Genomic DNA, 20,192 nt, shown 5'->3' with positions numbered 1-20,192 from the left:
TCGTCGCGGCCGCGGGCCGCCCTTCCTGGAATCGGTTCGAGATCAAACCTCGAACCCGGAGATGACGTTCTTGAGCGCGGAGGCCTGCGCGCCGAGTTCCTCGGCGCTGGCCGAAAGTTCCTCGGAGCTCGAGGCCGAGGTCTCGGTGATGCTGGAAACGTCCTGGATCGCCTTGCTGACCTCCGAGGCCGAATCGGATTGTTCCTGGGTCGCCCTGGCGATCTTGGCGATGCTCGCTGCCGTCTCATCGACCCCGTGGACGATCTTGGCGAGGGACTGCCCGGCCTTCTCGGAGAGCTGGGCTCCGTCGGCCACCCGGCGGGTCGACTCCTTGATCAGGGCGGTGATCTCCTTGGCCGCGTTCCTCGATCGCTCGGCGAGCTTGCGGACCTCGTCGGCGACGACCGCGAAGCCCAGGCCATGTTCCCCGGCGCGAGCGGCCTCGATCGCCGCGTTCAGGGCCAGCAGGTTGGTCTGACTGGCGATCTCGCTGATGACCTGGATGATGTCGCTGACCTGTTCGCTCGACTTCTTGATGAGGACCATCGCCTCGATCGCCTGGTCGACCGACTCGCCGCCCTGCTTGGCCAGGAGCGACGTCCCTTCGGCCAGCTCTCGGGCCGAGGAGGAGTTCTGGTTGATCTCGAGGATGGCCTTGCTCAGATGCTCGATCGAGGCCGACATCTCCTCGACGGTGGCCGCCTGGTTCTGGGACGACTCGCTGAGATAGCTCGCGCTCTCGGCGACGACGCGCGAACCCTCGGCGAACTGGCTCGCCGACTCGATCACCTGGCCGATGATATTCTTGAGGCTGGCGATCATCCGGGCGAGGGCCTCGCCGAGTCGCCCCATGTCGTCATCCCCGAGGGAGGGGACTTCGACCGTCAGATCGCCGGCGGCGGCGATTTCCGTCACCTTCATCAAGGCGGAGATTTTCGCCTCCAGCTCCCTCTTCGAAGAGTCGATTTGGGCCTGTTGATCGGCGCGTTCCAGGGCGGTGCTCACCAATCGACCGGCATTCTTCAGGGTGTCGATCCGATTCTCCGAGGGTCGAATCTTCTGGCTCCCGAAGAAGTCGAGCGTGCCGACGACCGATCCCCGAAGCATGATCGGGATCGAGACGCCGGAGACCAGCCCGCTCCTGGCCCCCGCCCCGGCTCGCGAGCAGCCTCGGACCTCGCTCAGGTCCGGGGCAACGACCATGTCGCGAGCCCGCCAGGCCTGACCGTTGAGCCCTTCCCCTTCGCGGAACTTGCCCTCGCGGGTGGCTCGGCGGAACTCCTCCGAGGCCGTCCCCGAGTCGAGGGCGAACTTCAGGGCATGATCCTTCGGGTTAACCTCGAAGTAAGAAGCATAGGGCCAGCCGAAAGACTCGCGGATCGTCGAGAGTGCCGCGGCGCCCACCTCGGAACTGGTAGTTGCCTCGCCCAGTGCGACCAGCAAGAGATTCAGCGCGGCGGTATCGGCCGCGGTCTCGGCCTCTCGCTCCTTCGCCCGGAGTTGGTCCGTGACGACTTCCCAGGTGAGCATCGGTCCGACATAGTTACCCTTCTTGTCGAGGATCGCCGAGACGAGCAGATTGAGAGACTCCGGGCCGAGTCGGATGACGGCCTCGTGGGGGAGGTTCTTCGGATCGGCCAGGAGCCTCCGCTGGTGCTCGGGCGCCTTGTGGAAGATGTCGATCGACTTGCCGAGCATCTCGTCGGCCTTGATCGGGAGGTAGGACTCGAGCCTTTTCAGGGTCCGGACCGAGGCCGGATTCAGATACTGGATTTTGAGATCCAGGTCGCAGTACATCATGTTCAGCGGAGCATTCTCGATCATCCGCATGATCCGATAGAGCTCTCCCTGGCGGGCTAGCTGCGCGATCTTGTCGGAGGAGACCCGGGCGAGGGTCCGCAGGACTTCGAGTCGTGCGTCCGACATCTCGACGCTGGACCTGGCGAAGAAGTCCATGGTGCCGATCACCCGGTCGTCGCAGATGAAGGGCAGGCAGACGCCCGATCGAATCCCCTCGCGGAGGGCGATCGGAGCCCGCGAGCAATCGGTCAAATCGCCGAGATTCTCGGCGAAGACCAGGTCTCGCTGACGCCAGGTCCGCCCATTGAGCCCCTCCCCTTCCTTGAATCTCGAGGCTCGGGTGAGCCGCTCGAATTCGACGCCGACGCTGCCCGATTCCAGCGAGAAGACCAGCGAGTTCAGTGTCGGGTCAACTTTCCAGTACGAGGCATAGGCCCACCCGAACGCGTGACGGATCGTCTCCAGAGTCGTCTTGACGATCGCATCGATGGAATCGGCCTGGATCACCGCATTCACGGTGTCGATCATGGCCCGAGCGTCCGAGGAGTCGGCGTGGCCGTTCAGGTCGCCCCGACCCCGAGGCGGGTCGAGACGCGAGACGCCGGGATCGACCGACGCGACCGAACCGGAGATCGGCCCGTCCAGGAAGCTCGACGTTGCCTTGCGTTTTTTACCGAATTTCATCGCGGCGTCACCCCCCTCGATCGGTGCAGTCTCATTCTTGGATGTCAGGCGGAGAAGACTCGCGAGAGGTCGGGCGTGGCCCCCGCTCGCTCGATGATCGCTCAGCGATCGGAAACGGCTCAGATCGGGACAATTTCCAGGTCTTCCGGCTTGAGGAGTCGCTCGATTTCGAGGATCACGAGCAGGCGATCCTCGAGCTGGGCCAGCCCGGCGATGTGCTGCTTGGACACGGCCGTGATCGAGACCGGTGCCGTCTGGATCTGATCGCCCGCGATCCGCATGACCTGGGTGACCTCATCGACGATATAGCCGATGGTCCGATCGCCGACGTTGACGATGATCGTCCGGGTCTCGTCGTCGAGTTCCCGACGCGGCAGGCCGAAAAGCGTCCGGAGATTCACGACCGGGATCACCGAACCTCGAAGATTGATCAACCCTTCGATGAAGCCCGGGACCTGAGGAATGCGCGTGATCGGCTTCATCACGATGATCTCCTGGATCTTCGTGATGGCGATCGCGTAGTCCTCGCCGCCGAGTCGGAACCCCACGAACTGAAAAGTGGCCGACGTTCGAGCCGACGAGGGGCTCGACTCCTTATTCGCGGCGATTTCGGCCGGGATGCCTCGGCTCATGGCGATTGACTCAAGATGTGAGAATTCGAACCGATCGTTGACGGGACGGGAATTCGGCAGCGATCCCCCGGGCAAGTACTTCCGGCCGGAAAAGGACGTAATTCGATGAAAATCAACCCTTCCGGAAAGACGTGAAACAAACGCACGTCTAGGGAAAAACCGCCCCCGACGGATCGATCACCGATCCTTCTCCAGCTTGCTTTGAGATTTTGATTTCGCAAACAAGCGACATCCAAAAGATACCAGACATCCTGCGCGGAGAATCATGAATAATTGCAGGAGGAGCGAACTCCTCGGGGAATTTATCGCATACGCGAGAGAAATGCATTTTGACGATTGAAACGACGTGCTTCCGACGTGAGGCCTCCGAGTTCGGATCCCATTGGGCGAGCGATCGTCGGTGAGGGCTAAAGTGGGAGGCATCAGCCCGTTTCGGAGTCGACGTGAGTTCGTCGGCTATTCGCGAGATTCGTTCACTCCAATTTCCGTTCCTGCTTCTTCGCTTCCCGATAATCGATGTACTGTGCGCCTGCCTCCAACCCTTCAATGATGTGAGGGATGGCCCCCAGGACGCCGAAGAAGCCGATAATGATGATGCCGTGTCCCACGCGGAGTCGCCCGTGCGCGATGTCCTCGCGGAATGTCTGGGATACGTCGGACAGCCCGATCAGCAACAGGGCCAACCCTTTGACCAGGTTGGTGACGGGATTCTCCACGAATGCCAGGATGGCCTTGCTCACCCGATCGGTGTGTCTCTGCATTGTCTCCCCCGGACTTTGAAAACTCGCCCTGAAATTCGACCCCATGCCCGATTACGCACGAAGATCGAGCGTCCGTGGTCGAGCATCAATCGAGTTTTTAGCCTCGAAAAGGAGAGTTCGCCGAACTCGCTCGTCGCGCCAGGGCGGTCGGATCTCGTTTTGAAGTCCGAAGTACCGTCGAGATCGCCGCGCATCCTTCGACTGACGATCGGTCGACCTTCCGACCGATAATAGGATATGAAGCCTGGCGAAGGCCAAACTCTCGAGTTCGGGTTGCCTGGTTTTGCCTCCTGGATTAGGATCCGCCATCCTGACATCGCCCGGTCGGTATCGGCAAGGACTTTCGAGACACTTCCGAGTCAACCGGCCCCCGTCAGCTCCTTTCAAGGAAGAAGGGAAGTCGCTAGTGGCTGCCACGGTGGAACAACTCGCAGCCCTCATCCGGGGCCGGCTGGACGGGGACGGAAGCGTCCCGATCAACTCGGCCCGCCCGGTGGGCGAGGCTGGCCCTGGCGACATCACGTTCATCGAGAGCGAGCGTTATGCGAAGCTCTTGAAGGCGTCACCGGCCTCGGCCGCGATCGTAGGGCCTCATTTCAAGTCGCTCGGCAAGCCCGAGATGCCGGTCATCGAGGTCGACGACCCGATCACAGCATTCCTCACGGTCCGGACTCACCTGGTCGGCGCGGGCAAGCCCCGATGGGTGGGCGTCCACAAGATGGCCGCCGTCTCCGATTCGGCCGTCCTGGGGCAGGATGTCGCCGTGCACGCCTTCGTCTCGATCGGCGATGACGTCGAGGTCGGCGAAGGGACCACCCTGCACCCCGGCGTCGTGATCGGCGATCGCTGCAAACTCGGCCGGGGCTGCATCATCCACCCCAATGCCGTCCTGTACGCAGACGTGATCCTGGGCGATCGGGTCGAGGTCCACGCCGGTACCGTCCTCGGGGGCGACGGCTTCAAATATCACCTGGTCGACGGAAAGCACGTCAAGGTCCCGCACTCCGGAAAGGTCGAGGTGGGTGACGACGTCGAGATCGGCTCGAACTGCACCATCGACCGAGCGACTTTCGAGACGACCCGCATCGGCGAAGGGACCAAGATCGACAATCTGGTCATGATCGGCCACAACAACCAGATCGGACGCCACAACCTACTCTGCGGCCAGGTGGGGATCGCCGGAAGCTGCAAGACCGGAGATTATGTGGTGATGGCCGGTCAGGCCGGTATCAAAGATCACACCGAGATCGGCGACAAGGCCATGGTGGGCGCCCAGGCGGGGGTCCACCGGAACATCCCGGACGGTCAGAACGTCCTGGGATCGCCCGCCATCCCCCTCCGCGAACAAAGGCGAATCTTCCAGATGATCGCCCGGCTCCCCGAGATGCACAAGCACCTCCGCGAGCTGGCCGCACAGGTCGCCATCCTGACCGCCGTCTCGCCACCCATGTCGAGGACGGACGACGACCCTACGGGTTTTTGATCAAAGGACGCCCGACCCTACCCGTCGGGCGAAGGAAACCAGCCGGTTCCAACGGATCTGGACCGACCAATTTCACTGGAAAGTGGATTCGGAACATCGGTCTCGATCGGTTCGGCCCCGAACTGGTCAGTCATGGGGAGGATTCCTGATGCTTCCGAAGCGGATTGTTGTACGGCTCGCGCTGGCACTCGCCTTCTTGACGCTGGTCTCTCTGACTCCGACCCCGGTGAGTGCCGGCGGACCGATCTCGGAGATGCTCGCTCGCCGCAAGATGCAGCGACAGATGAAGATCCCGCCGATGGATCAGCCGTTCTCGACCAAACCGGTCAGGGACATCAGCCCATCGAACCTGTCGAATCGATTTCGTCAACGATTCTCCCTGAAGAAACCCGATGGGAGCTCGATCCTATCGGGCGGATTCTTCGCCCCGAAAGACCAGGGAGTGGCCCGGACGTCACGCTGACTCGGGAAGTCTAGCTTCCCCAGTTTCACTCGGACCCCATCGGAGATCGGGTGTTGCCTGTCCTATCCTCGAAACGACCCGGCCATCGGGATCGGGTGGCCCAGGCCGAGCGGATCGGGCTCCTGGCCGGGAGCGGGCGGTTCCCGATCCTGTTCGCCGAGGCGGCCAAGCGTCAGGGCTTGAAGGTCGCCTGCGTCGGGATCCGCTACGAGGCGCCCGAGGTCCTCAGGGATCTCTGCGACTCCTTCGAGTCGGTCGGGGTCTCGAAACTCGGCGGGATGATCCGCTCGTTCCGCCGTCAGGGGGCTCGACGGATCGTCATGGCGGGGAAGATCACCAAGAGCGTGATGTATACACCCGGTCGAATCGTCCGGCTGATGCCCGACTACCGGATGATCCGGTTCTGGCTCCACTCGCTGAGCGACAAGCGTGACGACTCGATCCTGTTGGGAGTCATCGCCGAATTCGAGCGGGACGGGATGTCCTTCGCCTCGGCCCTCGACTATTGCCCGGAGTTGCTCGTGAACCACGGAGTGCTGACCCGCCGGCGCCCTGTCGCCGCCGAGATGAAAGACGTCGAGTTCGGCTGGGGGCTGGCCAAGGAGATGGGAAGACTGGACGTCGGCCAGTCCGTCGCCATCAAGGAGAGGGCAGCGGTGGCCGTCGAGGCGATCGAGGGGACCGACCGCTGCATCGAGCGGGCGGGCCAGCTCTGCCGGGCCGGAGGCTGGACCCTCGTCAAGGTCGCCAAGCCCCAGCAAGACATGAGGTTCGACGTCCCGACGATCGGACTGACCACGATCGAGAATCTTCACAAGGCGGGCGCCCGCGTCCTGGCCATTGAGGCCGGCATGACCATCGTCATCGACCAGCCCGAAGTCGTGGCGCTTGCCGATCGTTACGGAATCTCGATCGTGGCCCTCGACCCGATGGGCCAATAGTGGATGACCTCGCTGAATGTTCGGTTTCGGCATTCTCGACGGAGGACACGCTTCGGGCGCTGGTTAACCTGCTAAACTGAGGGCCGATCGAACGTTTGACGAGCATCGAGCAAGGCCCCATGACCCGATTCCGCCTCAGGACTCCCAGTCGCCTCCACTTCGGCCTGCTCTCGTGGGGGGCGAATCCCCCTCGTCAGTTCGGCGGGGCGGGCCTGATGATCGAAGCCCCGGGCCTCGAACTGTCGGCCGAGACTTCGAGACATTGGCAAGCCGATGGTCCGATGGCCGGCAGAGTCCTTGCGGTGGCCTCGAAAGTCGCCGATCAACTGGCGTCCGAAGGATCTGAAATCGAGCCGGCTTCGTTCAACGTTCTCCGGGCCCCTTCGGAGCACGTGGGGCTCGGCGTCGGCACGCAGATCGGGCTCGGCGTGGCGCGACTCCTGATCGAGCGGGCGGGCAGGCCAACCCCCACCGTGGACGAGCTGGCCAGGCTGACCGGCCGAGGGCTCCGTTCGGGAATCGGCCTCCACGGATTCGCCCTCGGCGGCCTCATCGTCGACGGCGGCCGGAGGGGGCCGGTCGGCATCCCTCCCCTGCTCTCTCGCGTGGAGATCGATCCCGACTGGTCGGTCCTGGTCGTCATCCCCCCCCGAGAAACCGGGCTGCACGGCCCGGGAGAGGTCCAGGCCTTCGCGGATCTCCCCCCTTCCTCCGACGCCTTGACCGATCGCCTCTGCCGGCTCGTCCTCCTCGGCCTCCTGCCGGCGGCGATCGAGCGCGATCTCCTCCGGTTTGGCGAGGCACTCGAAGAACTTCAACGGAGGGTCGGCCAGGGTTTCTCCCCTGCCCAGGGGGGGATTTTCGCACGCCCAGAAGCAGAATCGATCGCGGGAGTCCTCCGAACCGAGGGCTTGCACGGGGTCGGCCAGAGTTCCTGGGGACCAACGCTTTACGGCCTCACGGACGCGTCTCCCGACCATCGTACCGACATCCTCGGTCGGATTCTCCGAAGAACCGGGCTTCCCCCGGCATCCGCATTCTGGACTTCGGCGAGCGTCAGGGGGGCCACCCTCGATACCGAGACATCGATGTCTTGAACTCCGGCCAGCTTTTCGGCAAGCCCGATCATTCGGCTCCGCCCCAATCGGACTTCCCCGAAATCCCTCGGCGCGATACAGAAGGCCCGGATTCTCGCCGAGGGCGGAACGTTCGTTGGCCGGGATAGGTGGCTCATGGGACCTCGATCGGCCAGAACTCGACGGCAATCAGGGCTCCTGGTGTGCTGGCTCCTGGCCCTGGCGAGCGGTTGCGCCGAGGTGACGACCCGAGATAGCTTCGTCCGGAATGCCCTCCGCGATCGGGTCGAGAGGCACGAGGCGAAACGCACACCAGTCGACCCCCTGGCGTCGATCCTGGCTCGCGATGGGTTGTTCGAACTTGCCCTCGAAGATCCTGCCGCCGCCGCGACTCGATTGGAGGCTCGGCTCAGCAATCGACCCGAGCCCGGTGGGGCCCTGGCCCTGGCCGAGCTGTCTTATCGGGCGGGTATGAGCAAGATATCGAAGGCTCCCGATCAGGCGATCGCCTGGCTCCGAGACTCGGCCGCACTCGCCACGATCGCCCTGAAGGAACCGGAAAGTCCTGTCCCCGACCTGGCCGTCCAGGTTCATAACCGGGCCTTGGCCCGTTTGGTCCGGATCGCCCAGACCGAGGGGAAGCGAAACGACCTGGGCTGGCAGAAGGTCCTCCGTCGTCACGGGGTTGTCCTCGAGGGAGCCTCGCCGGATCTCGCGCCGGGGCGCTTCGAGGATCTCCTGATCGTGGAGGACATCCGGGTCTCGGGAATGCAACATGTCTACCGCGAGGCCGGGATCGGCGTACCTCTGGTTGTCCATCGACGGGTTGACCCAGCCGGTTCGCCGGACCCGCTCGATCGGTTTCACCCGAGAGAACTCCGAATGGCGGCTACGGCAATCGTGAGTCCCATCGGCGATATTCAGGGTGGTGCCTGGCGACGCTACCCTATCACGCTCGCGCTCCTCGACCCCTTCGTCGATCAGTCGATCCAACTGGGTTCTCGAGAACTCTCCGTGGCGTCGGATCGGACCTCGCCGCTGGCCGTCCAGGTCAGCCAGGGTCAACTCTCAACCTTGGAGTTCACCGGCCTCTTCGATTCGGACTTTCGCCGGCCGGGAGTCGAGGCGGGACTCTATCTCCTCCGCCCCTACCAGCCCGGAAAGATTCCCGTTGTCCTGGTCCACGGCCTCTTTTCCAGCCCTAGGGCCTACCTCCAGACCATGAATGAGCTGGAGAACGACCTCGAGATCGACTCTCGATATCAGTTCTGGGTCTATCTGTACCCCACCGGCCAGCCGATCCCCGCATCCGCGATGGAACTTCGCGCCTCCTTGAACAAGGTCCGCGACGCACTCGATCCCAACCACGATGATCCATCGATGAATCAGATGGTCCTGGTCGGACATAGCATGGGCGGTCTTCTCTCAAAAATGATGGTCCAGGACTCTGGCTTGAAGCTCTGGGAGGCCGCGTTCCGCCGACCCGTGGCGGAGCTGAAGGCTTCCCCAAGGACCCGAAAAGCCCTAGACGATGCCTTGATCTTCGATCCACTCCCGTTCGTGAAGCGGGTGATCTTTATCGCCACCCCGCACCGCGGGAGTCCGATCGCCGACCAATGGTTCGGGAGGACGATCGCCAGCATGATTCGAAGGACCAGCGAACAGGCCGAGATCGCGAAGGAAATCGTCGAGCTCAATGGGCCCGATCTGATCGCCCCGGAACTCCGCAGAATGCCCCTGAATGCCATCGGAAATCTGAGAACAGACAGCCCGATCCTCCAGACTCTCGACAAGATTCCCATCGACCCGAGCGTCCCCTATCACTCGATCATTCCCCAGATCGGCAAGCTCCTGCCCACCGATGGAGTTGTCGAGTATCGAAGCTCGCATCTGGAAGGATCCGAATCGGAATTGGTCTTCCCGGGCACTCACTTCTCGCAAAAAGATCCGGTCGTCACGGCAGAACTGACCCGGATCCTCCGAGAGCACATAAGACAGTTTTGACCAGGGATCTCCCCCGTGCGGGATTGATGTTACCTGCTTCGCGCCGAAAGCCTACGCCCTGTCCAGGATGGAATCGACGACCCAGCAACCTCGCACGTGCTGTCCCTTCTCACGGCAATGAGCGAGCAAGGTCGCGTCGTTGCAGCCTGCACTCCGCAAGGCGTCAGCCAACTCGGGCAGACGGTCGAGCACACGCGAGTCGTAAATCGCGCGGGCGAGCGTGACCACCTCGGTTGTGAGACAAGAAGGCGACAAGTTCACGGAACGGAAGGGATATCCGAAGATGTCCCGGATGTCGCGGCACTGGCGGATGAATTCGATCCGGCCGCCGTTTCTCCAGCCGGACGTGAGACGGCCCAGGCCGTAACAATTGTCCATCACGTCATCCAGCCCCCGATAACATTCCTCCGCTTCGGTCCAGCAGGCGCCCGCCACCGCCATCGCGGCCGATTCCTGACCCGTGAAGCGGCTGCACTCGTCATGGTCGTCGTGGTTGAAGTAGGAAAGCATGGCCCCCCGACGTGCCTCTCGGAGGGACTTCAGGTTCGCCAGCCCGTCGGCGAATAGCTCGGCGGTCTTGAGGGCCGAGCGGCACTGCTCGTCGGGGAGCAGGTCCCAGATGCGCCGGCAGCACGCCGCCGCGAACAGGCGTAGCTTCCGGTCGCTAGCCCCGCGGCGCAGGGGGCCGAGCATCGGCCTCGGATCGGTGTATGCCAGCCACTCGGCTTCGATCATGGCTCATCAGCCCGGCGATGAGGGGGAGGGAGGGGTGCAGTTGGACCAAAAGCCCTGGCCCTGGGTAGCGGAGCAACTCGAAGAGCTCACCCAGGATGTTGCGGTCCTGGAGTCGGCAAGTGCGCAGGAGTCTGCCAGGACCGGGTGCTTCTCCTCTCCCGACTCGGTACTATTCCCCGTCGATAGCTTCCGAGCGATCGCATTCGGTCGGATCTCTCGCTCGACCAAGTTGACCGTCGCGTCCACCTCGTCGTGGTCGAGCCATAGCTGCAAGAGCTCGCGCTGCATCGACAGCTTCGCCTTGGCCGGGTCGATATAGGACCCCGCCAATAGGCGATCTAGTTCGGCGTGTAGCGCGTCGATCTGACGGACTTGACGCCGATTCAGTTCAACGAAATCTTCATAGATGGGCGTCTTGGCTTCCATGCGGAGAGTTTTACACGACAAGACACGTGAGACGCTACACGGCAGCGTTCGAAGAGCTGGTATCCAAGTACCCCAGCGGATTATTCGAAATGGCAGAGATCGAAAGGATCACGGGAACCCTCCTGGGAACCGCTCTCGGCGATGCCCTGGGGCTGGCCACCGAAGGGATGTCCGCCCGGGATATCGCAAGACGCTTCGGGAAAGTAGATCGATTTCACCTGATCGGACGACTCGGGATCGTCTCCGACGATACCGAACAGTCCGCACTCATAGCTCAATCCCTGGCGCGTTATCCCGACGACGTGGACCTTTGCGTACTCGCCTTTCGACGATCCTTACTCGGATGGTTCTGTCGGCTACCTTGGGGGGTAGGAATGGCGACCATCCGAGCCTGTTTTCGGATTGCGTTGGGATGCCGCCGAAGCGGAGTCATGTCGGCCGGAAATGGTGCCGCGATGAGAGCAGCAATCGTCGGTGTATTCTTCGACGATTGCCCCGATCGTCGTGAAACCTTCGGGCGGGCCCTGGCGGAGGTGACTCACCGAGACCCACGAGCGGTGGAGGGTGCTCTCTACGTCGCGGAATTGGCGGCTTGCTGCGCCCGGAGTCCTCTAGGAACTTCACCCGAGTATTGCCAGGAACAGGCTCGGCGAGTCGTGACCATCGAGAGTCTCGGAGAGGCAATCGACCGAGCCCGAGAGCTTGCCCTCAATGAAGCCTCAATCCAAGAGGCAGCTGAATCTTGCGGAACATCGGGCTATGTTGTCCATTCCGTGGCCTTTGCCACATTTGGACTACTGAGATATGGGGCCGATCCACTGCAGGCGTTGAGTGAAGTGATCGGAGCAGGAGGGGATACTGACTCGATCGGAGCAATCCTCGGAGGTTGGCTTGGTGCCCTCCATGGTGAGGGTGGATTACCCCTTCATCTGGTCGAGAGAATTCAGGACGGTCCCTTCGGTCCTACGCATTTACGAGCCCTGGCCAACAGGTTGGGAAGTCATCAAAAAAATAGTCCATCTCAAGTCCCACAGTACTCAGCGATCCTGGCACTCGCACGAAATTTGGTAATCATACCGATAGTTTTATTTCATGGTTTTCGGAGACTTATTCCCTTTTGATTCACGTCATTGTCCCAACATGAGTCCAATCTCATGCGCGTCAGCGCAACGAAAAAAGGCCCGCCATCCCCGGTTGGGGATGGCGGGCCTGGTTGGAAGGATCCGGCGATGACCGACTTTCGCGCTTGCGCACTATCATGGGCCTGGCGGGCTTAACGGCCGTGTTCGGGATGGGAACGGGTGGGACCCCGCCAGTATCGTCGCCGGAAATCGCCCGAGGGGCGGTCAGGCCCCCCGGACGCGGTGGTCCGGGTGTGGGTCACACTCGCAGTTTCATTCATGGTTGGTGGGGTCGTGGCGTCCATCCTCGACGAGGCCTCTTCGGAGGGGTCGTCGGATGATGAGATCTGGCTCGCACTCGGATCGGGGTCCGCGCCTTGGGGGGCGGGGGCCGATCGGGGTGGTCAAGCCGCTTGGCTGTTAGGACCGGTCGGCTGCGACGGTCGCCCGCCGTGCACTCCCGGCCTATCGACCTGGTCGTCTTCCAGGAGCCTTCAGACCCTGCGGGTCATGGAAACCTCGTCTTGAAGAGGGCTTCGCGCTTAGATGCCTTCAGCGCTTATCCTTTCCCGACCTGGCTACCCGGCGATGCCCCGAGCGGGACAGCCGGCACACCAGAGGTCGGTCCTCCCCAATCCTCTCGTACTAGGGGAGACCCTTCGCAAGTTTCCTACGCCCACGGCAGATAGGGACCGACCTGTCTCACGACGGTCTGAACCCAGCTCGCGTACCGCTTTCATTGGCGAACAGCCAAACCCTTGGGACCTTCTCCAGCCCCAGGATGCGATGAGCCGACATCGAGGTGCCAAACCTCCCCGCCGCTGTGGACGCTCGGGGGAGATCAGCCTGTTATCCCCGGAGTACCTTTTATCTGTTGAGCGACGGCCTTCCCATCCAGCACCGCCGGATCACTAAAGCCGACTTTCGTCCCTGCTCGAGCGATCGCTCTCGCAGTCAGGCACCCTTGTACTTTTGCGCTCGTGTTGCCCGATTGCCGACCGGGCCGAGGGTACCATGGCACTCCTCCGTTACGCTTTGGGAGGAGACCGCCCCAGTCAAACTGCCCGATGAACACGGTCCCGATCCGGGCCACGGATCGGTGAGGGCGGGCGCCATTTCAGGGTGGTATTTCACCGATGGCTCGCCGACGGCTGGCGCCGCCGGGTCGTTGCCTCCCACCTATGCTACACAGAAATGCCGACCGACCAGTGTCAACCTGCAGTAAAGGTTCACGGGGTCTTTCCGTCTGACCGCGGGTACGTGGCATCTTCACCACGGCTACAATTTCACCGGGTCCCTCGTGGAGACAGCGCTCCAGTCGTTACGCCATTCATGCAGGTCGGAACTTACCCGACAAGGAACTTCGCTACCTTAGGACCGTCATAGTTACGGCCGCCGTTTATCGGGGCTTCGGTCGCCAGCTTCTCTTGCGATCACCGGCTCCCTTAACCTACCGACACCGAGCAGGCGTCAGACTCTATACGTCCTCTTGCGAGTTGGCAGAGTCCTGTGTTTTTGATAAACAGTCGCTAGAGCCGATTCACTGCGGCTCGGGTTGCCCCGAGCACCCCTTATACCGAAGGTACGGGGTCATTTTGCCGAGTTCCTTCACGAGGGTTCTCCCGAACGCCTTCGGATACTCGCCTAGCACACCTGTGTCGGATTGCGGTACGGGCCGATGGATCGTCCATGAGGGGCTTTTCGTGGCCGGGTGAAGAAGGGCTTCCAGATCGAATGCTGTCGCCCTTGCGGGACGGGGGCGTCTATCACCCCGACCCTTCAGTTCCCGGCGTCCTCCTCATCTCAACCTCACCATCGGGTGACGGAATATTAACCGTCTGCCCATCGGCTACGCCCTTGGGCCTCGCCTTAGGACCCGACTGACCCTGGGCGGATTGACCTTCCCCAGGAAACCTTGTGCTTTCGGCGGATGGGCTTCCCACCCATCTTGTCGTTACTCATTCCGGCATACGCACTCGCCCACGCTCCACCGGTCGTCTCCGTCCGGCTTCACTGCTGAGGGCGACGCTCTCCTACTACTCGGATAAATCCGAATCCGCGACTGCGGCGCGACACTTGAGTCCCCGTCATTTTCGGCGCGGGATGGCTCGACCGGTAAGCTGTTACGCACTTTTGAAATGGTGGCTGCTTCTAAGCCAACATCCCGGCTGTCACCGCGATCCCACTTCCTTTGCCACTGAGTGTCGTCTTGGGGGCCTTGGTCGGCGGTCTGGGTTGTTCCCCTCTCGAGCACGAAGCTTATCCCCCGCGCTCTGACTCCCGGGGTACGGCACGCGGTATTCGGAGTTGGGTTTCGGCGGGTAGGCGGGAAGCCCCCCGGCCGAATTCCGTCGCTCTACCCCCGCGTGCTAACGCCCGAGGCTGGCCCTAAAGCCATTTCGGAGAGAACGAGCTATCTCCAGGTTTGATAAGACTTTCACTCCTCCCCACGGGTCCTCCCCCGATTTTTCAACATCGGTGGGTTCGGTCCTCCACGACCGGTTAGGGTCGCTTCAACCTGCCCATGGGTAGTTCACCTGGTTTCGCGTCTACTGCGCCCGACAATCTCGCCCTATTCAGACTCGGTTTCCCTGCGGCTCCTCCCCTGAAGGGATTAACCACGCCGGACACAGTAACTCGCCGGATCATTATGCAAAAGGCACGCGGTCAGGCCGGCCGAAGCCAGACGCCCTCCCACCGCTCGTAGGCACGGGGTTTCAGGTTCAGTCTCCTCCCCTGGTCGGGGTTCTTCCCACCGTTCGGTCGCCCTACTGGGTTCGCTATCGGTCGTCATCGAGTACTTAGCCTTGCGGGAGGGTCCCCGCCGATTCAGGCCGGGTTTCACGTGCCCGACCCTACTCGGGTACCGGATAGGGGAGGTCGCATTGTCGCCTACGGGACTGTCACCCGCTCCGGTGCCGCTTTCCAGCGGGCTTCGGCTAACGCTCACTCATCCCACGACTCCGGCCCCACGACCCCGGGTGGTGTCCCACCCGGTTTAGGCTGATCCCCGTTCGCTCGCCGCTACTGAGGGAGTCTCGGTTGATTTCTTTTCCTCCGGGTACTGAGATGTTTCAGTTCCCCGGGTCTCCAGCGGGTATTCCGGGATCGACGCTCGTTGGGCAGCTCCCCCGGACCTTTCGCGGCCTTCCACGCCCGCCATCTGATGACGCCTAGGCATCCCCCCCGTGCCCTTAGGAGCTTGACCACGCCGATCCGAACCCGCCCCATCTCGTGCTCCCGAAGGAAGACGATCCGCGACAGATCCCGACACGGCATGGACCATGATCCCATCATTTCGAGGCCCCGCGCGTCTCGCGACGCTCCATGCGGCCTCTTGAGTAACGACCCCTGGGAGAGCGGTTTAAACTCTCCCGAGATCCGTTAAGGTCCACGTTCGTTGATGAACTATGCCACTACCACACTTCGCATAAACTTGCTGCGTGTGTGACCAACAACCGAATTGTGAAAGAGCCACCGGGATCGAGATCCCGGCCTCGCTGGCCACCGGCCAGGGGGCGGGGCAGCACCAGAAGGCCTGCCACGCCCCGCGATCGGGGGCAATCGAGATGCGACGCCCGGCCAGGCAGGACAGGTCCTGCCCGACCAGGAGTCATGGTCGATCGTGCTGCAAACCAACGAATGAGAGTGATGAACCCCCGTGGGGAGCCGGCGTGTTCGCGGCCGACTTGATCCGGGCGGGGCCGATGTCACCTTCGCGTCCGGCACCCTCGCGTTACGGGAACTCGAGGGCGTGTACTCCGGGGCGGGTGAATTTCCAAGGTATCCTTAGAAAGGAGGTGATCCAACCGCAGGTTCCCCTACGGTTACCTTGTTACGACTTAGTCCCCATCACGGGTTTTATCTTCGGCGCCTGCCTTGCGGCTCCGGCGACTTCGGATACCCCCCGCTTTGGTGGCTTGACGGGCGGTGTGTACAAGGCTCAGGAACACATTCACCGCGGCATGCTGATCCGCGATTACTAGCGATTCCAGCTTCATGCGGGCGGGTTGCAGCCCGCAATCCGAACTGAGGGACGGTTTATGCGATTGGCTCGACCTTGCGGTTTGGCTTCGCTCTGTCCGCCCCATTGTAGTACGTGTGCAGCCCCAGGCATAAGGGCCATGAGGACTTGACGTCATCCCCGCCTTCCTCCGGCTTAACGCCGGCGGTCTGTCTAGAGTTCCCGGCTTTACCCGCTGGCAACTAGACACAGGGGTTGCGCTCGTTAGGGGACTTAACCCAACACCTCACGGCACGAGCTGACGACAGCCATGCAGCACCTGTGCACGTTGTACCTTGCGGCCTCGCCGACGTTTCCGCCGGCTAATCCGTGCATGTCAAGCCTGGGATAAGGTTCTTCGCGTAGCCTCGAATTAAGCCACATGCTCCACCGCTTGTGTGAGCCCCCGTCAATTCCTTTGAGTTTCAGCCTTGCGACCATACTCCCCAGGCGGAACACTTCACGGTTTCCCTACGGCAGGGAGCCCATCGGCGAGCCCCCTACCCAGTGTTCATCGTTTACGGCCAGGACTACCGGGGTATCTAATCCCGTTCGCTCCCCTGGCTTTCGCGTCTCAGCGTCAGTAAGGGTCCAGGGCCTCGCTTTCGCCACGGGCGTTCCTTCCGATCTCAACGCATTTCACCGCTCCACCGGAAGTTCCAGACCCCCCTACCCCCCTCGAGACCGCCCGTATCGGTGCCCGTTCCCCGGTTGAGCCGGGGGATTTCAGCAGCCGACGCGGCGATCCGCCTACACGCGCTTTAAGCCCAGTGATTCCGAATAACGTTCGCACGGTTCGTCTTACCGCGGCTGCTGGCACGAACTTAGCCCGTGCTTCCTCCAGGGATCGGTCAAGGTTACCCCTTCCTCCCCCTCGACAGGAGTTTACAACCCGAAGGCCTTCATCCTCCACGCGGCGTCGCTCGGTCAGGCTTGCGCCCATTGCCGAAGATTCTCGACTGCAGCCTCCCGTAGGAGTCTGGGCAGTGTCTCAGTCCCAGTGTGCCGGGCCACGCTCGCACGCCCGGTAGGCATCGCAGCCTTGGTGGGCCGTCACCCCGCCAACAAGCTAATACCACGACGGCCCGTCCCGCGGCGATGAATCTTTGGTGACACCCTGATGCCAGGTCGTCACATCGCTGGGAATTACCCGAAGTTTCCCTCGGCTATGCCCATCCGCGGGGTTGGTTACCGTCGCCTTACTCACCCTTGCGCCACTGGCCTTGCGGCCCGTCCGACTTGCATGCCTAATCCACGCCGCCAACGTTCATTCTGAGCCAGGATCAAACCCTTCGAGATTGGGGGAAGCACCGAGGTGCCACCCAACCCTCAAGTTTGAGGATTCTAGCTAACTAACTGGTCGCCGCGGAGTCATGTTCGAGGGGGTCACCCCCCTGCCCCACGCCCCGCGACAGCATGAACCGCCCGACCTGGCTCGTCGCGGATAAGGCGAGTCTGCCAGGCATCGAGCCGCATCCACGCCGGCTCCCCTCAAGGGCTCATCATCTATCACTTGCGTGTACGCAAACGATCGACCGAATTGTCAAAGAGGACGCCGGGCCTCGACCCGACGCGATCGGCCGGAGCAGGCCACCCTTAAAAGGATGAAGCTCCGGCCGCTTGTTCCCATCCTACGCCCCGAAACGTGAAGAGGTTCGACAACCTCATCCCATTTCGTCGGCCTCAGGAGAAACCGCCGCCCGGGTTAGTCGTCCGACGCGATTCGCGTCGTCGTCATCCCCAGGCGACAAGGGTTATCTTAACGTGATCCTCGCGGAGGTCAATAACCTGCTCTCTTTTTTGGTGAGAATTGCGAGGATCATTTGAAGAAGGTTGCTGCTTCTTCGTAGTAGTCCATGTTCAGGGTCTTCGAGGCGGCCACTCCTTCGGCCAGAGTGGTCTCGATGATCTTAGTGCCGGAGAGTGCCACCATCGTCCCGAACTTCTTCTTGAGGACCAATCGGGCGGCCCCCAATCCAAGTCGGGTGGCCAGCACACGATCATACGCGCTAGGAGCGCCTCCTCGCTGGATGTGGCCGAGGACCACGCAGCGAGTTTCGTAGCCGGTCTGATCCTCGATCAGCTTGGCTACGGCGTTGCCGATCCCACCGAGGCGGACATGTCCGAAAGCGTCGGTTTCGGCGGCGATGGTGGACATTCCCTTGTCGGGGAACTCGGCCCCTTCCGAGACGATCACGATGTTGTAGTTCTTGCCGTCGGCCCTTCTCCTCTTGAGGACTTCGACGACATGCGCGATATCGATGGGAACCTCGGGGACGAGGATATAGTCGGCTGCGGTGGCGATCCCCGAGAAGCAAGCAATCCAGCCGGCGTGACGACCCATGGTTTCGACGACGATGATCCTGCGATGACTTTCCGCGGTCGTCCGGAGGCGATCAACGGCCTCGGTGACAATGTTGATCGCGGTGTCGAATCCGAATGTGAAATCGGTCACCATCAAGTCATTGTCGATGGTCTTGGGTACGCCGACCATCGGCATCTGGAATTCGTTGTAGAGTCGATTGGCGACCCCCAATGTGTCATCGCCACCGATGGCCACGAGGGCATCCAGTCCCAGCGCTCGGAAGTTCTCTCGAACGGCGGGGATGTCGGTCTCGGCGTTCTTGAAGGGGTTGGTCCGGGACGAACCGAGGATAGTCCCCCCTCGAGCGATGATCCCATCGGTCTCGCTTACGTCGAGCTCACGGCTCATTCCCTTGACCAGGCCCCGCCACCCTTCGAAGATCCCGACGCAGGTACCACCTTCGTTGGTCACGTTCTGGACGACCGCCCGAATCACCGCGTTGAGGCCGGGGCAGTCTCCCCCCCCGGTCAATAAACCGACTTTCATGGAATTTTCCTGAAGCGAGGCCAGCAGTTCCTCACACAATCGCCCCCGACCCTTCGCACGAAGGGTCGGCGATAGAGTCGAGGGATTCCATAACTAGCAATTCTCGGTCGTCGCGACTAGGGTCGACCCCGCCCCTTCGCGGAACGCGAAGGCCGGAGGCGGGTCCGATTAGAATGAATCGGCACTGACGACTTCGTTGCCTCGCATCGAACCGATGGCTCGCCATGACTCGCCGTTGACAGAGTCCTTGATGAACTTGACGCTCCCGTCGCCGAACAGGACATTAACCCCTCCCGGGTGATAGCTCCGAGAGTTGACGGCGGCGAACGTGGGGCCTCCCTTGTTATAGCCGAGGCTGACCAGATCGAGATCCTGGCCCGGTTCCCCATCGCGCGTAATCCGCTTGTTTGGGGTCCAGGCGGTCGTCATTCCGGTCTCGTGGACCGCGCCATCGACCCATTCGGTGTGCCCGGTCAGGCCCAGATTGCAGCCGGAGTTGTACTGGGGAACCACGGTGGCTGGGTTGGCCGAGGTGGGGGGAATGTTCGTCGCGGTGATCCCATTTAGGGGGCCGCAGGTCCCCAGGTTGGGTTGATAGGCCTTGACCTCGGCCGCCAGGATCGTATTGCTCAGACCATCGGTGAATTCGGCGAAACTTCGACTCCGGTTCACCTCGAAAGGGGCGCGGTTCGCAGTCCCGGCAAATCCACCCCAGGCGTACCAGTCGCCCTGATTCCAGCCATAATTGATGACGTTGTACCGGGCGGTAGTCGTGGCTCGTGGCGTCGGATTGACCTCGCTCGGGCAGATCAGCGTGGCGATGTTGACGGCCGCCACTGTCGTGTTCTGGGCCACGCTGTAGCGAAACGTGAAGTTGATCGAATTGAAGACCGAGCCCTGCTCCATGAAAGGGAGTACCCGGGCCGGGATGCTCCATCCATTCGACCAGGTGATCGTGGAACCGGTCCCACTCTGCACCAGGGGCGGAGGCAAGGCTCCTGCGATGCTCTCGTAATTGTGGATCCCCAGCCCGAGTTGCTTGAGGTTATTGGTGCACTGGATGCGTCGTGCAGCTTCCCTTGCGGCCTGGACGGCCGGGAGCAAAAGGGCGATCAGCACCGCGATGATCGCGATGACGACCAGAAGTTCGATCAAGGTGAAGCCGCGTCGCCGATGATTCATCGTTGTTACATCCCGGAAGGAAATCGCTGA

At 62.1% G+C, this 20,192-nt stretch carries 13 protein-coding genes and 3 rRNA genes; 6 read left to right on the top strand and 10 right to left on the bottom strand.

The genetic code is table 11. From position 1 onward, the window contains the following. Positions 1–42 precede the first annotated feature (42 nt). The 3 genes from P12x_RS05555 to P12x_RS05545 form a co-directional block, all read right to left on the bottom strand. On the bottom strand, positions 43–2,484 hold the full coding sequence (locus P12x_RS05555) for a methyl-accepting chemotaxis protein (RefSeq protein ID WP_435009903.1): 2,442 nt from the start codon (positions 2,482–2,484) through the stop codon (positions 43–45). 119 nt (positions 2,485–2,603) lie between these two features. Beyond that, a complete protein-coding gene (locus tag P12x_RS05550; protein ID WP_435009902.1) occupies positions 2,604–3,116 on the bottom strand; it encodes a chemotaxis protein CheW in 513 nt (170 codons plus the stop codon). A 473-nt stretch (positions 3,117–3,589) separates the two neighbouring features. Further along, a complete protein-coding gene (locus P12x_RS05545; protein WP_435009901.1) occupies positions 3,590–3,877 on the bottom strand; it encodes a hypothetical protein in 288 nt (95 codons plus the stop codon). A 406-nt stretch (positions 3,878–4,283) separates the two neighbouring features. Between P12x_RS05545 and lpxD the strand changes: the two genes are divergently transcribed. The 5 genes from lpxD to P12x_RS05520 all read left to right on the top strand — a co-directional run bounded on the left by lpxD (position 4,284) and on the right by P12x_RS05520 (position 9,844). Then, the gene (gene lpxD / locus P12x_RS05540; protein ID WP_435009900.1) at positions 4,284–5,360 is read left to right on the top strand and encodes a UDP-3-O-(3-hydroxymyristoyl)glucosamine N-acyltransferase; all 1,077 of its coding nucleotides are present in this window, start codon (positions 4,284–4,286) and stop codon (positions 5,358–5,360) included. A 148-nt stretch (positions 5,361–5,508) separates the two neighbouring features. Beyond that, positions 5,509–5,823, top strand: coding sequence for a hypothetical protein (locus P12x_RS05535; protein ID WP_435009899.1), 315 nt, complete (start codon positions 5,509–5,511; stop codon positions 5,821–5,823). Between the two features lie 53 nt (positions 5,824–5,876). After that, the gene (locus tag P12x_RS05530) at positions 5,877–6,764 is read left to right on the top strand and encodes an LpxI family protein (RefSeq protein WP_435009898.1); all 888 of its coding nucleotides are present in this window, start codon (positions 5,877–5,879) and stop codon (positions 6,762–6,764) included. Positions 6,765–6,883: 119 nt separating this feature from the next. Beyond that, positions 6,884–7,861: a beta-ribofuranosylaminobenzene 5'-phosphate synthase family protein gene (locus tag P12x_RS05525; RefSeq protein WP_435009896.1), complete on the top strand. Its 978-nt coding sequence runs from the start codon at positions 6,884–6,886 to the stop codon at positions 7,859–7,861. Between the two features lie 135 nt (positions 7,862–7,996). Beyond that, positions 7,997–9,844 carry an esterase/lipase family protein gene (locus tag P12x_RS05520; protein ID WP_435009895.1) on the top strand — a complete coding sequence of 616 codons (1,848 nt, stop codon included), beginning with the start codon at positions 7,997–7,999 and terminating at the stop codon, positions 9,842–9,844. Positions 9,845–9,895: 51 nt separating this feature from the next. On the opposite strand, the gene P12x_RS05515 is transcribed toward P12x_RS05520, so the two are convergent. Together P12x_RS05515 and P12x_RS05510 are read right to left on the bottom strand one after the other, a co-directional pair. Further along, positions 9,896–10,579, bottom strand: a complete 684-nt coding sequence (locus P12x_RS05515; protein WP_435009894.1) for a hypothetical protein — start codon at positions 10,577–10,579, stop codon at positions 9,896–9,898. A 6-nt stretch (positions 10,580–10,585) separates the two neighbouring features. Next, complete coding sequence (locus P12x_RS05510; protein ID WP_435009892.1) at positions 10,586–11,005, bottom strand: IS66 family transposase; 420 nt, start codon at positions 11,003–11,005, stop codon at positions 10,586–10,588. Positions 11,006–11,094: 89 nt separating this feature from the next. Here P12x_RS05510 and P12x_RS05505 point away from each other — a divergent pair, with 89 nt between their 5' ends. After that, positions 11,095–12,126 carry an ADP-ribosylglycohydrolase family protein gene (locus tag P12x_RS05505; protein ID WP_435009890.1) on the top strand — a complete coding sequence of 344 codons (1,032 nt, stop codon included), beginning with the start codon at positions 11,095–11,097 and terminating at the stop codon, positions 12,124–12,126. Between the two features lie 100 nt (positions 12,127–12,226). Here the strand turns inward: P12x_RS05505 and rrf are convergent. From rrf to P12x_RS05480, 5 genes are all read right to left on the bottom strand, one after another. Continuing rightward, positions 12,227–12,334: ribosomal RNA gene (gene rrf / locus P12x_RS05500) — 5S ribosomal RNA — on the bottom strand. Positions 12,335–12,526: 192 nt separating this feature from the next. Next, a 23S ribosomal RNA gene (locus tag P12x_RS05495) occupies positions 12,527–15,334 on the bottom strand. 585 nt (positions 15,335–15,919) lie between these two features. Continuing rightward, a 16S ribosomal RNA gene (locus P12x_RS05490) occupies positions 15,920–17,428 on the bottom strand. Together the 16S, 23S and 5S rRNA genes form the textbook arrangement of a ribosomal RNA operon. Before the next feature lie 520 nt (positions 17,429–17,948). Beyond that, on the bottom strand, positions 17,949–18,980 hold the full coding sequence (locus P12x_RS05485) for a 6-phosphofructokinase (protein WP_435009889.1): 1,032 nt from the start codon (positions 18,978–18,980) through the stop codon (positions 17,949–17,951). Positions 18,981–19,148: 168 nt separating this feature from the next. After that, a complete protein-coding gene (locus P12x_RS05480; RefSeq protein ID WP_435009887.1) occupies positions 19,149–20,162 on the bottom strand; it encodes a DUF1559 domain-containing protein in 1,014 nt (337 codons plus the stop codon). Positions 20,163–20,192: the final 30 nt, after the last annotated feature.

The sequence above is a fragment of the Tundrisphaera lichenicola genome, assembly GCF_051175385.1.
GTDB classification, from domain to species: Bacteria; Planctomycetota; Planctomycetia; order Isosphaerales; family Isosphaeraceae; genus Tundrisphaera; species Tundrisphaera lichenicola.
This window is presented reverse-complemented; position numbering and strand designations above follow the sequence as displayed.